Below are 14,549 nucleotides of genomic sequence, written 5' to 3'. Positions count from 1 at the left end.
TAAAAAAATGAAATCGCTACTTTTAACTTTTGCTGAAAATTTAAATTTCTCTGAAGCTCAGTTGGAAGAAATACTATCACAACCTTTAACTGAAGTTCTCAATTCGCCTGGATTGCAACAAGAACTAAAGAGCTTAGATACCAATTTTCTTAAAGAAACTTTACCCACAGCAGGAGGAGTTTTAGCTAAAGAATTACCACCTTTTTACAACTGGCTAAAAAATGAGTTGGGAGTAAAGCGGGTTCCTGATAGTCCCGATCACACAACAACATGGGTAATTGGTTTTCTCCATAATCAAGAAAGTCTAACTCATTTGGTTGAGTTGCACCGTCCAGTACCTCGTCCGGCTTTAGAAGCTTCTATTCCCCGCTTGATAGGGATGTTTGAAGGTGTCGAAGATGCGCAAGTTCGGCAAGAATGGCAAAAAGCGATCGCAGCTCTATGTCTAGTTTTAGTTGTTGCTGCACGCGAACAAGATAGAGCAGCTGTAGCAGTCTGAATTGTTGTCTTGCGCGTGTAAGGGCGCACATCTGTGCGCCACTACTAATCTATATCTCCAGATGCGATCGCATCCAATTTTTCAACATCAAGGATTGTAATCGTCCCACCCCGACGATAAGCAATTACTGACTTGAGGCTTTTAATTAATCGCACGCATTCTTCGTAAGTAATGCCGCTACTTCGAGCCATTCGATAATAAGATAATTTGACTTTTAAACATTTGCCTTCGGAAGTAGATTCAGTTCCAGATTCAGCAGCAAAATATTGAATTAATCTCGCAAGGCGAACAATCGCTCTTTCAGAAACTAATCCGTGGACTGTTTCATGTAATTGCTGAATCCGACTGTTAAAAACCATCAGCATTCGTAAGGCGATTTCAGGATTTTCGCCAATAGTTTTTAATAAAGCATCTCGCTCTACAGTGAGGATTTCACAATCAGATTCAGCAGTAACAGTTGCCGGAGAAATTCCATTTCCTAACATTGCAGGAGCCGCAAAAATTTCCCCAGCAGCTAAGGCACGGAGAATTGTTTCTTTCCCCGTTGTTGCTGTTTTAGTAACTTGAATCGATCCACTGACAACAGCATAGAGTTTTGCTGGTAAGCGATCGCCTTCATGGAGAATAATCTCTTTTTTGCGATAGCCTTGTACCTGAGTGTAAGGTTGCAAACCGATCTTATCTGCTGTTTCTAAACCCGCAAACACGATAATTTGCGAAAGTTGTTCCAGGGATGCCTGCACGATCAGCCTGATATTGCCCAGGCTGGACGATGATGAATCCAAGGATTAGCCGCTTCTAATTGTGCTGCTAGGCTGATGATTGTGGCTTCAGCGGCAGGCTTACCAATTAGCTGCACACTGATAGGTAAACCCTTACTATCAAAGCCAACAGGAATGGCGATCGCAGGTTGTCCAGTTGCATTTGCAGGCGGACAAGGAGCAACCCACTTAATAATATTTTGGAATGTCTCTTCTGGACTGAGCGAAGCCCATTCCCCAACGCGGATAGGTGAATGTAGATAAACTGGCAATACCAGCACATCCACGGTATCGAAAAACGCCACAATTTGACGTGCCACTACCTGCATTTGGGAAACTGCTTGCAGGTATTCTCCAACGGAACCTGTACGTGCAAATAGCCAGCGATTCAATGGCTGCAAAGCTTCAACAGGAAGTCCCGATGCAGCTACTCCAGCTTGCCAAACGATTTGAAATGGTTCAACTAAACCACTAAAATCTGGGGATTTTTGTTCAACGTGGTGGCCGAGTTGTTCTAATAACTGGACTGTTTGACGGACACCTTGCTGACAGTTGGCGTCAGCTTCTCCCAAAGGAGAAATGCTAGTGTCAAAGGCAATTCGCAAAGCACCGAGTTTTGTCTTAGTTGCGGCGAGAAATGATGGTTCGGGATCTGGCAACCAGTAAGGATCGCCTGTCATGTATCCAGATATGGCATCCAAAAGGGCAGCAGCATCAGCGACAGTCCGAGCGATCGGCCCGTTGACGGCAATTCCAGCGAGGCGTTCGCCTACAGGTGCTTTACTTACTCTGCCTCTTGATGGCTTAATTCCCACCAAACCGCAACAAGCCGCAGGCCCCCGAATTGAACCACCGCCATCAGAACCTTGAGCGATCGCACATAGTCCAGCTGCTACCGCCGCCGCCGCGCCACCACTGGAACCGCCAGGGGTGTATTCTAAATTCCACGGATTTCTCGCTGGGGGAAAACCCGCAGGTTCACTGTAGGGAAAAGAACCTAATTCGGAAGTGGCTGTTTTACCGAGAATAGTAAATCCAGCTTGCTTAATCCTACTTACAACACCATCATCATAGTTTGGGATATTGTTAAGTAATGCCGGATTTCCGTAAGTACAGGTAACACCTGCTACCGAGTTGAGGTCTTTAATGGAAATCGGCACGCCAAAAAATGGCGGTAGTTCTGAGGTAGTTGTCAATAATTCTGTTTTGGCTTTGGCATCTGCGATCGCTAATTCTGCCGTCACCGTAAAATAACTTCCTAATTGAGGATTTAATTGCCCAATCCGTTCTAAATATATTTCTACCAACTCTAGCGGTGATATTTCCCGGCGACTAATTAATTGCGCCAACTCTAGTGCTGGGGTAAATGCTAAATCAACTTCATTCATAGGTTAGTGAATGGGTAATTTTGTCTTTCTCTGGGGTTTTTAAACTGAAATTGTTACTTTAGCAGGATTTCCGGGAACTATACATTTTATAGCTCCTAAGATTTGTGACTCATTTAGGATGCTCAGATGCAATAGGTGTGGTTGTATTCTTACTCAAGCCATTTTAATTGTTCCGCATAAACTTTCGACAAATCCCCAAGGGGTATTTATGGCTAACCTAGAAATACTTGTTAGTGAATTGCCAACACTAATTCAGAATTTAAGACTGACTATTGGCGATTCTAATCAAATCATGGAACAAATTATCCTAATCAATAATGCTCAGGAACAGCTACGGAATATTAAAAAATTAATCGCTCAAGAATTGAGATTCGATCTGAACGATAATTCTGCGATCGCTACACTTCCTCGATTGAGCGCAGTAGCTACTTTATTTATACCTAATTTGGGATTAGTCGATCCAGCGATCGCAGAAAAGTTTGGAAACTCAGAAACTAAAATTTCATTGACTGATTTACAATCCAAAATTGATGATTGGATTGAATGGGGTTATTTTTTGCAAGCAATAGCCACTGATATTCTTAGCGATCTTCAATTAGTAAATCAACTGAATTCTGATATTATTAATTTAAGTATATCGAATGAATTTCAAACCTTAAATGACAGCTTACAAATTGACCTACCCTTGGCTAAATCTAATATTTTAAGATATCAAATTGAAAAGATTAACGATTATCAAAAAAACCTATTACAGTTACAGCAAAAACTAAATTATATTTTTGATACTATTAAAAATAGTCGTAGTTTATTAAATATTTTATTAGGTGTCTCAGCTTTTTATGGTAAATCTGGTTTCGCTTTAGAGTGGTTAGACGATGACCACGAATTAATTATATCGAGTGAAGGAAAATTTCAAGAATTGACAGATATTCTCAATGATTGTGATTGTTTCCAAGAACAAATTGCTGCTTTAATTATTCGGGGTAATACTTTAACTCAGCAGGGAGAACAAGCCCTAAAAAAGATTGAACAGGAAAGTAGTAAAGAAGCAATCAGTAGCCAGGAAGTAGGAATATTAACAAAGTTTTCAACACCAAAAATAATATGTTCAGCTTTGATTATCGCCTCAAGTTTATTAATCTTAACTTTTGCTGGTTTGAAAAATAGAGAGCAAAGTCCACAATTACAGCAAATGAGCCGAAGTTTAACTCAAGAAGGAAGTGCAAACACTAAGTTTAAATCTGCTCAAAAACTCGGTATGGAAGCTGCTTCTCTGGTTCAAAAGCCGCCGCATCCTCTAAAAGTCTGGCAACAAGCACAAAATAAATGGCATCAGGCAATAATCTTGCTAGATAGTATTCCTAATGAAACATCAGTTTATGACCGGGCAACGAAGAAATTAGCTTACTATCAAATTAACTATAAATTTATCAGTAAAAGAGTCTTAATTGAAAAGAAAGCTTTAGCAAACTTAGAATCAGCCCACAAGCTAGCAACAGAAGCTAATTTATTTGTTCAAAATTCACCTCATTCACAACTAAGTCGAAAGCAAGCACAAAATAAATGGCAGCAAGCAATTAGTTTATTAGAAGCTATTCCAGAGAGTACGTCTGTCTCTGTACAAGCTAAAGAGATGCTTTCTATTTATAAAACTAACTATGCGGCTACTAGTCAGCAGTCCTAAATCATTTGTGAAAATTATACCAATTTGAAAAAAGAATGCGACAAATAGACCATTTGTAGAGACGCGATTCATCGCGTCTTTACCCAAGGATGTGTTGCAATCATTAATTGAATTGGTATTGGATAGGATTTCTATATAGCGGTTATTGAATAAATAAAGAGGTAAATCGCCCTTTTTCAACGCTTTACCTCTCTCAACAACAGATAATTACAACTGACAATTACAGCTTAGAACGGTCAGTCAAAATCTCATAACCAGTCTCTGTCACCAAAACTGTATGCTCAAACTGAGCAGACAAAGAATTATCCATAGTGACTGCTGTCCAACGGTCAGATAATGTCCGCGTGTGTCTAGAACCCGCGTTTAAAATTGGTTCAATTGCCAGCGTCATCCCTGCCCGAAGTTTAACATTTGGCATCTCGCGAGTACGATAGTTGAATACTGAAGGTTCTTCATGCAGGTTACGACCGACACCGTGCCCAGTAAACTCTTCAACTATACTAAAGCCGTTAGATTTCACATGATCTTCAATTGCTCCAGCTAAGTCAAGCAGGTATACACCAGCCTTTACTTGCTCAATGCCTTTATATAAAGCTTCTTCCGCTACACGAATTAATTTAGCCGCTTCTTCTGTCACTTCACCGACAGCAATTGAAATGCAAGAATCACCATGAAAGCCTTGGAAATAAGCGCCTGTATCTACTTTTAATACATCCCCGACGCGAATCACTTTTTTGGGGCTAGGAATGCCATGTACTGCTTCATTATTAATGCTGGAGCAAATAGAACCTGGAAAACCGTGATATCCTTTAAAACTCGGTGTCGCACCCATTTCGCGGATGCGTTTTTCTGCATAAGCATCCAAATCAGCCGTGGTCATTCCTGGCTTTACTAGCTCGGAAATTTCTTTTAGGACAGTTGCGACAATTGCCGATGATTGCCGCATGATTTCAATTTCACGCGGCGATTTAATTTCAATTCCTCGGCGCTGTTTTTTCGCAGGTGCAGGTTGAGTCGCTTGAGAAAGTAAATTACTGAAAATGTTCATGGAAATTAATAATTACTGGTGGCTTTGACGGTGAAGTATGAATGCTTTCTCTAGATTAATTGAGAAATAATATCTATAATTTAAGTTATTTTAATCCCTGATACGGATTCTTCTATTTTTGGCGCTAAGCTAATGTATATAGAATAACATATTTGCATACTGCTAATATGTTGGACTTGAATCAAAAACGCCCTAAGTTATTCACGATACACTGTGGGAGTTAGTACTACTTTGTCTAAAATCAGGGTTGAAATTTAAACGCAGAGGGACACAAAGAGAAACGCAAAGGTACGCAGAGAATTTGCTACTAATTAATGAAATGTTGTATTTAGCTCAATTCTCTTTAATTTTTAATTCTTGATGGCAATTTCTCCAATCATACCCGCTTCTGTATGTCCTGGTATTGTACAACGTAAGCCATAAGTACCAGATTTCAAGGGCACAAATACCCATTCGGCTTCAGCACTGGGCTTAAGTTCCAGTTCGTGAATGGCTCCTTTGATCTCTACTCTGCCTGCTTCAACTTTTTGTGTCCAGATGCCATCGGCAAAATCTTTAGCAGTAAAATAGTGCTTCAGTTGGCTGGGATTAGTAAGCCGTAGTTGATAGCGTTTACCAACCTCAAATTCCAAATGATTTGGCTCAAACTTGAGTTCATTAGCCGCATTACCCAAGCTAACTGTAATTTCTGTAGCTGGTTGCTTGAGCAAATCAAAAGACTTATTCGCCGCCATTGCTGGAGTAGCAGCGATGAAATTTAGAGCTAAAAGCAATGTTAATATCACGTAGTTACACCGTAATATTTGTACCCAAGTAGGAATTGTGAAACTAAGGGATTTAATTACAACTTCGTAAAAATAGTTATAAATTTTCATCACTAATTCTCAAAAGGCAATGCTGATGAGCAATAACAATTAATAAGTAGCGGGGAAAACCACTTTACCTATTCTTTATATTATCCATGCCCAGTGCCTATCTCTACCTAATACTTTTCTCTGCTAACACAGATGGCCCAGCAGTAACGACTACGATTCGATCTGGGTGGAGTAACTCACGAGCCGCCTGATTAACTTGGGCAAGAGTGACTTTCTGGATTTTATCAGTGAAGGAGTGCAATTCTACTTTATCTAGTCCGTACACCTCATTCATCAGAATTCTATCTGTTAATTCCTCTGGGTTTGCCAGGGAAACGTTGTAGCTGCTGATGAGGGTGCGTTTAGCTGTTTCTACTTCTAATGCAGTTACGCCTTGTTGATGAATTTGCTGTAGCATCTCGCGGGTACTAGCGATCGCTTTACTGCTATCTTCAGGACTAGTCTGCATCTCAATCAAAAATGTCCCTACATTCTTCCCAGCTTGGAACGAGCTATAAATTCCATAGCTCAAACCTTGGCGATCGCGCACTTCTGCTCCCAGTCTACTAGATAAGGTATCGCCTCCTAAAATCTGATTCAATACTAAGGCTGCATGAAATCGAGGATCGTAACGGTTAATGCCTGTGTAACCCATATAAGTTACAGCTTGGGCTTTATCTGGTAAAACTGGGTTGACACTCACTATTTTTTCCGGCATTGCCACCGGGGGATATTTTAATGTGGGTGCTTTTCCGCTAACTTCCCAATCTCCAAACTTATTTTTTATCAGCGATCGCACTTTGTCTAGATCGAAATCTCCCACCAGCGCTAGCACTGTTGTATCTGGACGATAATGTTTAGCTTTGAAATCAATCACATCCTGGCGCTGAATCTGCTGTAAACTCTCCTCTGTGGGAAAAGTATGTAAGGGGTGTTTTTTCGGATAAATTGACTGAACAAATACTCTTCTGGCTACTTCTGATGGCTCATCTAATTCCTGTTGCAAATCAGTTAAAGTTTGTTGGCGATGCAGTTCTAACTCTTTGCTTGGAAAGCTACTATTTTTCACAACATCTGCCAATATCTCCAGGAGTATAGGCAAATCATCAGCTAAACTATCACCTTCGATATGCACACCTTCGCGGTAGGTTTGAAAGTCTAGACTTGCCCCTCGTTCTCCTAAGACTTTAGCAATAGTTAAAACATCCTTACTCTTAGTACCATTTAGCAAATTATCTGCGACAAAAGCAGCTAATCCAGCTTTGTTCTCTGGATCGAATTCTGTCCCAGCTTGAATATAACCGCTCAAGGTAACGGTGGGAGTACTGCGATCGGGTAACAGTAATATCCGCAATCCGTTAGTCAATTTAAATTCCTGGGGTAAGACTTGGGCAATCGCATCTGTAGCCAAATCCACAGGTGGTAAGTATTTCATCACCTCAGAAGGAAGCACAGGTGCGCCAGGAGAGAAATTTTCTGTAGTTTGGGCTGAGTGTGGTTTGTCAGCAACTTCTATTATCCGCTTCTGGGTTGGTTCAAAAAAGCCAACTGTCCGCGCTTCTTTTGTCAAGTATTTGTTAATCACAGCAACAACATCCGTTGGCTTCACCAGACGGACAGCTGCCAAATAACGATCTGTGTAGCGATAATCACCAACAGTTGTCTCATCAGTGCCCAATCGCATTGCTTGAGAAGTAATATCACGGTTACTCAAAATTACATCTGCTGTTAATTGAGTTTTAGCTCGTTCTACTTCCTCAGATGTCACACCTTTTTCTGCTACATTGGCGATCGCACTACTCAACATTGAGTCAATTTTTTTCAAATCTTGTTTAGCTCCAGCCGTCACCAACAACTCATACCAGCCAGATTCTCGCAAACTGGTGACGGATGCTGTTAATTCACTAGCTAAACCTGATTCCACCAATGCCTGATAAAGTCTAGAATTCCGTCCCTCTGTCAAGATGTAATCCATCACATCCAGCGCCGGGACATCCGGTTGATTTGCATCCGGTAACGGATAGACAACTTGTAACAGCCGCCCTGCTCCCGGTTCTCGCAATACGATGGGAGTGCTGAGTGCTGAGTGCTGAGTGCTGAGTTCTGAGTGCTGAGTGCTGAGTGCTGTTAGCGGATAGCTAAGGTTTAGCCCATGTTGAGTGCTGAGTGATGGAGATGAGGGAGAAATAACTCCTGCCTCCTGCCTTCTGCCTCCTGCCTCCTGCCCCCTGCCCCCTGCCTCCTGCCTGGGTAATTTGCCAAATACTTCTTTAATTGTTTCGAGAGTATTTGCTGTTTGAAAATCTCCAACAATCACTAAGACAGCATTATCGGGACTGTAAAAATTGCGGTAATATTTTTCTACCTGCTCAACTTCAAATTTCTCGACATCAGCTTTAGTGCCACCTACAGGCAACCCATAAGCATGATTGGGAAACACCGCTTGCATAACAGCGCGGTTGAGGCGATATTCTGGACTATTTTCGTAACCCTGCAACTCCGAAATTACTACCCGTTTTTCACTGACTAATTGCTCCGGCTCAATCTGGGAATTTCGCATTCTGTCTGCTTCCAACACCAAGAGCGCTTTTAACTTGTTTCGCTCCACAGTACCGTAATATGCAGTTTGGTCATAGCTGGTAAAAGCATTAGAATCACTACCTAAAGCACTAAACAAACGTCCAAATTGAATTGGACGGTTTTTTGTACCTTTAAACATCATGTGTTCCAATTGGTGGGCAATGCCATTCACGCCCGGTTCTTCGTTACGCGAGCCAACCTTGTACCACACCTGCACCGTCACCACTGGCGCAGTATGCACTTCCTTTGTCAGGACAGTTAGGCCATTTTCCAGCACTGTCTTGCGGACATTTTCTGTCAGTGTTGAGGGCATTATTCTTTTTGCTAGCAAGGTTGACTGATATTTTTCTTTGTTAGTAGATATCACTGGATGTTGGCTATGAGCAGGTCGATCGCTCAACAAAAAAACAGCTACTAGCCATAAACTTAAAAGTAATAACGGCAAGGGATATTTATAAAATTTAAAATAAAATTTGGAAAATCCATACATGTATTTAGCAGATTTATCTGTAAATTAAGTTACATAGTTATTTTGGAGAGTCACTACACTTTAATCTGGCGAAAAAATCTGTGACTTCAGTAACAATACAGAAAAACAATATATTAGCAACAAAGCTAATAAAAAAGCTCAATTACGGGAGTTTTGCTAAAATCCGAATGAATTCCAGAGGTAAGCCATCAGTATCGGCAATGAAAGCTACTTCATAAATGCGATCGCCTATTTGCTGTTGTGTCGGTTCCAAAAGCACCTTCAACGGTTCTAATCCTTCAGTTTGGCTCTCAGCAACTAGCAATACACGTTCTTGCAAATTTGTCAACCAGCTAGGTAAATCTGGTGTAATCTCAGTTAAATCGAATGAGAGATGATAATACCCTACATAATGTTCGTCAGCAAACGCATCTGGGGCTGGTTTTGGTTCGGGAATTTGGATCAGTTCAATTCTGCCGCCCAATCCTTCCATCCAGCAAGCTAAGGTGTAGCCTGTGGTAAAGCGTTCTGAGATTGTAAACCCTAAAAGTTCGTAGAAAGCGATCGCTCGATGAATATTCGCAGTCCGAATAGAAGCGTGGTGCATAACAAAAGTTAGGAGTTGTAAGTTATGAGTTCTAAATTGAATTTAACTCCTAACTCCTCACTCCTAACTCCTAACTCTTAACTTTACTCAAACAACCTGAAATAAGGGTAGCGTACAGGGACACCAGGCTCTTTTTCCAAGTCAAAATTAATCACTTCCCAACAGGCATCATCTGAAGTATCGGGGCTAAACTCCACGGGTAAACCGTACAAACGCGCCGCAGTAGCTTCTGGTTGTCCAGAACGCCAAGGCGTGCTGCGCTCTAAGTAGCCACTCATCAATTCCTGATAGCGTCGAGCAATAATTACTCGTGTTGCTCGAAAACCTTGGGTATAGAGCTTGTCTAATGCTTCGTGAATTTCAAAGCGAATACCATCAGGATGAGTATGTTGTCTATACCATTCATTATTCCACCTCCGCCAATGACGCCCCGATTGCAAATGGATTAACTCTCCATTTTTAGGATTAGCTTCAAATGCGCCATGACGCGGACACAAATAGGTATCTGTGAGTGTCAACGCCGGAATAGTCTGGCGACAATGGGGACACTGTATTTCCGGCCCAAACATCGGGTACTGCAAACCTGGATTCATCATGAAGTGCGTACAAACATAGTTTTGTCTTCACCAGCACTAGTGGGTTGGATTATACACTTCGGCTCAACCACTTTGGGTTACTTGCTCGCTGCTGCATAGACACGGTGTTGCGGCAGGAACATTGTTCACTAGTGTTTTCCTCAGCGTAGAGGCTTGACGCTGTGATATCCTGGTTGTGCAACCAGCCTCAAAGGTTGGAGTTTCTCCAGTGTTCCTGGGTACCATATTCATATTCTATCGTGTCTACCGCTTCTTACTGGACATCTCCTGATTTTTCTCAAGCTGCCTTTATTGCTGGCAATGCTGTTGTTATGGGTTCGGTAAATATAGCAACAGGAGTGAGCATTTGGTATGGAGCAGTGGTTAGGGGAGATGTAGAACAAATTGAAATTGGCGAATGCACCAATATTCAAGATGGTGCAATTCTACATGGTGATGCTGGTTTTCCAACAATCTTAGAAGATCATGTTACCGTAGGGCATCGCGCTGTAATACATTCTGCTTACATTGAGCGTGGAAGTTTGATTGGCATTGGCGCAGTGATTTTAGATGGGGTACGAGTGGGCGCTGGTAGCATTATTGGTGCTGGCGCAGTGGTAACTAAAAATGTACCGCCTTTGTCTCTAGTTGTCGGTATTCCAGGTAAAGTATTACGGCAAGTAACAGACGTTGAAGCCGCAGAACTGATTGAACACGCTGAACGTTACCAAAAGTTAGCTTTAGTTCATGCTGGCAGGGGTACTGATATTGGTTTTAGTAAGGCTTAGAGAGTGGGGGGGCAGGGGAAGCAGGGGAAAAGGTTAAAGGTTAAAGGGAAAAGGAATAAATTTAATCTTTCCCCTTTTCCCCTTACCCCTTTCCCTTTCCCCATTCCCAATACCCAATGCCCCATAATTTAAATATTCTTTACATTTGTATTTGGAAAAATTGCCCACTTCAGCTAAAAATAAAAATGAGAGCTGTTGACAAAACTTTAATTTCTACTTAAGAGAGGGGTTCTAGATATGGATATCGATTTTCGTATAGCGATCGTTTTAGCACCAGTTGTTATTGCCGCTAGTTGGGCAGTGTTTAATATTGGCGCTGCGGCTTTAAGACAAATTCAAGGCTTTTTGGATAGAGAAGCTTAAATTCATTAATCGGGTATGGGGCACGGGGCATTGGGCATTGTTATTCACCTTGTCCCCTTATCCCCTTGTCCTCTTGTCTCCACTCCCCACTCCCTACTCCCATTCCTTGGATATCGATTCTGTAATACAACCCCTGCAACGCTTTGGTGTCCATTTAGGACTCGATCGCATTGTCAATCTATTGGCAAATCTTGGCAATCCCCATCACCAAGTCCCGGTAATTCATGTTGCTGGCACTAATGGCAAAGGTTCAGTCTGTGCCTATCTTTCCTCGGTACTCACTGAAGCTGGTTATCGTACAGGACGCTACACTTCACCCCATTTAGTTGATTGGACGGAACGTATTTGTCTGAATGAACAGCCAATTTCCTCTGAGGAATTGAGTCAATTATTAGAAAAAGTCCAAGCGGTTATTCGCCCTGATGACGAATCGGCAACTCAGTTTGAAGTAATTACGGCGGCTGCTTGGTTATATTTTGCCCAGCAGCAAGTTGATGTGGCTGTGGTAGAAGTCGGACTAGGAGGGCGGTTAGATGCTACCAATGTTTGCTTGGCACCTTTGGTTACGCTCATCACTTCCATTAGCCGGGAACACTGGCAACAACTTGGCCCTACCGTCGCTGACATTGCTAGAGAAAAGGCAGGTATTCTTAAACCTGGATGTCCTGTTGTGGTTGGGCCATTACCACCAGAGGCAGACCAAGTGGTGCGATCGCGTGCCTTAGAATTACAATGCCCGATTTTTACCCCTCAACCCGCCCGTGAAATCGCTACAGGATGGGCAGAGTATATATGTGAAGCAGAGGGGCAGAGTAGCACTTCGACTACGCTCAGTGACCGAGGGGCAGAGGGGGAAATTATAGAATCAGCCCATCACTCCATTAAATATTCGTTGCCGTTAGCGGGACAGATTCAGTTAACTAATTCAGCTTTGGCAATAGCTGCTTTAGAAATTCTTCAACAACAGGGTTGGCAGGTTTCAGAAGAAGCGATAATTAATGGCATGGCCAAAACTAAATGGCTGGGGCGGATGCAATGGACTACTTGGAAAAACCATAAATTATTACTTGATGGCGCTCATAATACCGCCGCCGCCCAAGTTCTCCGTCAGTATGTTGATAGCTTAGACGCAGTTAACCACAAGCCTGTCAATTGGGTTATGGGGATGTTTGCCGATAAGGATCATACTGATATTTTTACCGCTTTACTGCGACCAGGCGATCGCCTTTATTTAGTGCCAATATCAGTAGAACCCTGGCCCGGTAGAACTTCTGCGGATCTAGACTACTTATCAAACCTAGCTTACAGCCTCTGTCCCGAATTAAGCGATCGCCAAATCCATCCAGATTTATTCACAGCACTAGAAGCCGCAACCTCAACCGCTACCACAGACGATTTAATCGTTTTGTGTGGTTCCCTTTATTTAGTAGGCGATTTTTTATCAACCACCAATATAATTCGTAAATCATAATTACGAATTACGAATTACGAATTACGAATTTATCTGTTGTTCCACTCTTGCGCCGCATCTTCTACAGCTTTATCTACAGTTTTCTGGCCTAACATTGCTGCTTGCAAGTTTTCATAAACTGCCTTTTGCAGTTTATTAAAATCCTTCAAAGTAGGGGTCAATATTTCTGCCTTTGGCAGTTCTTGAGCACTCATTACTCGCGCTTTTTCTATTGTTGAAGCATTAGCTGGAACATCTTTAAAGTAAGTATCAGATAATGCTTTGATTGTAGAAGGTAAAACATTTGCAGCTTTAGCAAAGGCTAACTGATTTTCGTCATTGGTGACAAATAAAGCAAACTTCACAGCGCCATCTGGTTGTTTGCTATCGCGGGGAATAACTATGTTCATTACCGCGACATTTTTCTTACCTGTGTCACCAGTGAGTTGAGGTGCTATTTCTGAAGCTTGAGCAATTTTTGGGGCATTATTAGCGATCGTTTTCAGGAACTCTGGCCCAGAAGCTAGAAACGCAGTCTCTCCAGATTGGTATAAATCGATCGCGTGGCGATGTCCTTGGGTTAAAGCCTCTTTCGGAAGCAAACCTTTTTTATACAGGTCTACCCAATACTGAAATGCGGCTTTCCCTGGTGCTGAATTAAACGCCGCTTTACCCTCAGCATCTATTAAGGTGACTCCCATTTGCACGAAAGATTCCAGCACTTCACCAGAATCTTGCGGTACGAAAGTCACAAAAAAGGCATATTTACCTGTCTTGTCTTTAATTTGTTGCGCGGCTTGTGCCAATTCTGCGTAGGTCGCAGGGACTTTATTGATACCTGCCTGTTTTAATAAATCAGTGTTATAAATGGTTAACCGTGTAGTGAGATACCAGGGAATCCCAAAACTCTTACCATTAAGCGTGCTTGCTTTCCAGATATTCGGCAGATAGGAGGAACGTACATCATTCGGGACTTTCGCATCTAAATCTAACCAGGCATTTCGTCCGGCAAGCTGAGAGGCAAAACCCGGATTTAAGTTAACTACATCAGGTGGCGTTTTTGCGGAGACAGCTGTTAATATTTTGTTCTCCATTGCCGCCCAAGGTACATCAACCCAGTTAATCTTTATACCTGGATTTTGCGATTCAAAATTCGCAATTAGGCTTTTGAAGTAGTCGGTAAATTGAGGTTGGAGTTGCATTGTCCAAAACTCAACAGTTCCCACTCCTGAAGTAGCTTGTTTTGTACTTGTATTAACATTACCTGTACTGCAACTTACAATCCAACTGGTTAATAAGCCAAGCAGTACAAAAGCAACAAGTTGTTTAAATTTTCGCAATTGAATCATTTTCCCAGTATTTTTACGCTTGATCGGTGTGAAAAGCTTAGACAGAATTGTTGAGATTATAGGCTAAATAAATTACCCGTAAAGACGTAATATATAACGCCTTTACTGCAACTAATTTAAATTTTCAATTTAGT

At 41.9% G+C, this 14,549-nt stretch carries 13 protein-coding genes; 5 read left to right on the top strand and 8 right to left on the bottom strand.

What is annotated here, in order from left to right:
- The first annotated feature begins 7 nt into the window (after window positions 1-7).
- On the top strand, window positions 8-499 hold the full coding sequence (locus V7K45_RS17425; protein ID WP_335005501.1) for a hypothetical protein: 492 nt from the start codon (window positions 8-10) through the stop codon (window positions 497-499).
- A gap of 44 nt (window positions 500-543) precedes the next feature.
- Here the strand turns inward: V7K45_RS17425 and V7K45_RS17420 are convergent, their stop codons facing one another.
- Window positions 544-1,242, bottom strand: coding sequence for a Crp/Fnr family transcriptional regulator (locus V7K45_RS17420; protein ID WP_335005499.1), 699 nt, complete (start codon window positions 1,240-1,242; stop codon window positions 544-546).
- A 2-nt stretch (window positions 1,243-1,244) separates the two neighbouring features.
- Window positions 1,245-2,648 carry an amidase gene (locus V7K45_RS17415; RefSeq protein ID WP_335005496.1) on the bottom strand — a complete coding sequence of 468 codons (1,404 nt, stop codon included), beginning with the start codon at window positions 2,646-2,648 and terminating at the stop codon, window positions 1,245-1,247.
- 208 nt (window positions 2,649-2,856) lie between these two features.
- Between V7K45_RS17415 and V7K45_RS17410 the strand changes: the two genes are divergently transcribed.
- Window positions 2,857-4,332 carry a hypothetical protein gene (locus tag V7K45_RS17410; protein ID WP_335005494.1) on the top strand — a complete coding sequence of 492 codons (1,476 nt, stop codon included), beginning with the start codon at window positions 2,857-2,859 and terminating at the stop codon, window positions 4,330-4,332.
- Between the two features lie 220 nt (window positions 4,333-4,552).
- Here V7K45_RS17410 and map read toward each other — a convergent pair whose 3' ends face one another.
- The 5 genes from map to V7K45_RS17385 all read right to left on the bottom strand — a co-directional run bounded on the left by map (window position 4,553) and on the right by V7K45_RS17385 (window position 10,483).
- On the bottom strand, window positions 4,553-5,380 hold the full coding sequence (gene map / locus V7K45_RS17405) for a type I methionyl aminopeptidase (RefSeq protein ID WP_335005492.1): 828 nt from the start codon (window positions 5,378-5,380) through the stop codon (window positions 4,553-4,555).
- A 350-nt stretch (window positions 5,381-5,730) separates the two neighbouring features.
- The gene (locus V7K45_RS17400; RefSeq protein WP_335005490.1) at window positions 5,731-6,255 is read right to left on the bottom strand and encodes a plastocyanin/azurin family copper-binding protein; all 525 of its coding nucleotides are present in this window, start codon (window positions 6,253-6,255) and stop codon (window positions 5,731-5,733) included.
- Window positions 6,256-6,358: 103 nt separating this feature from the next.
- Window positions 6,359-9,304 (bottom strand): M16 family metallopeptidase, encoded by a 2,946-nt coding sequence (locus V7K45_RS17395; RefSeq protein WP_335005488.1) that lies wholly within the window; start codon window positions 9,302-9,304, stop codon window positions 6,359-6,361.
- A 142-nt stretch (window positions 9,305-9,446) separates the two neighbouring features.
- Complete coding sequence (locus V7K45_RS17390) at window positions 9,447-9,890, bottom strand: VOC family protein (protein WP_335005486.1); 444 nt, start codon at window positions 9,888-9,890, stop codon at window positions 9,447-9,449.
- 83 nt (window positions 9,891-9,973) lie between these two features.
- On the bottom strand, window positions 9,974-10,483 hold the full coding sequence (locus V7K45_RS17385; protein WP_442939936.1) for a TIGR02652 family protein: 510 nt from the start codon (window positions 10,481-10,483) through the stop codon (window positions 9,974-9,976).
- A gap of 242 nt (window positions 10,484-10,725) precedes the next feature.
- Here V7K45_RS17385 and V7K45_RS17380 point away from each other — a divergent pair, with 242 nt between their 5' ends.
- The 3 genes from V7K45_RS17380 to V7K45_RS17370 all read left to right on the top strand — a co-directional run bounded on the left by V7K45_RS17380 (window position 10,726) and on the right by V7K45_RS17370 (window position 13,087).
- Window positions 10,726-11,253, top strand: a complete 528-nt coding sequence (locus V7K45_RS17380) for a gamma carbonic anhydrase family protein (RefSeq protein WP_335005484.1) — start codon at window positions 10,726-10,728, stop codon at window positions 11,251-11,253.
- Between the two features lie 237 nt (window positions 11,254-11,490).
- Window positions 11,491-11,616 (top strand): photosystem II protein Y, encoded by a 126-nt coding sequence (locus tag V7K45_RS17375; RefSeq protein ID WP_099101230.1) that lies wholly within the window; start codon window positions 11,491-11,493, stop codon window positions 11,614-11,616.
- A gap of 106 nt (window positions 11,617-11,722) precedes the next feature.
- A complete protein-coding gene (locus V7K45_RS17370; RefSeq protein WP_335005482.1) occupies window positions 11,723-13,087 on the top strand; it encodes a bifunctional folylpolyglutamate synthase/dihydrofolate synthase in 1,365 nt (454 codons plus the stop codon).
- Between the two features lie 29 nt (window positions 13,088-13,116).
- Here the strand turns inward: V7K45_RS17370 and V7K45_RS17365 are convergent, their stop codons facing one another.
- Window positions 13,117-14,415 (bottom strand): ABC transporter substrate-binding protein, encoded by a 1,299-nt coding sequence (locus V7K45_RS17365; RefSeq protein WP_335005480.1) that lies wholly within the window; start codon window positions 14,413-14,415, stop codon window positions 13,117-13,119.
- Window positions 14,416-14,549: the final 134 nt, after the last annotated feature.

Origin of the sequence: Nostoc sp., assembly GCF_036917375.1 — a bacterium.
In the GTDB taxonomy this organism is placed as follows: Bacteria; Cyanobacteriota; Cyanobacteriia; order Cyanobacteriales; family Nostocaceae; genus Nostoc.
The sequence above is the reverse complement of the archived record's forward strand: the minus strand, read 5'-3'. Positions and strand labels throughout refer to the sequence as shown.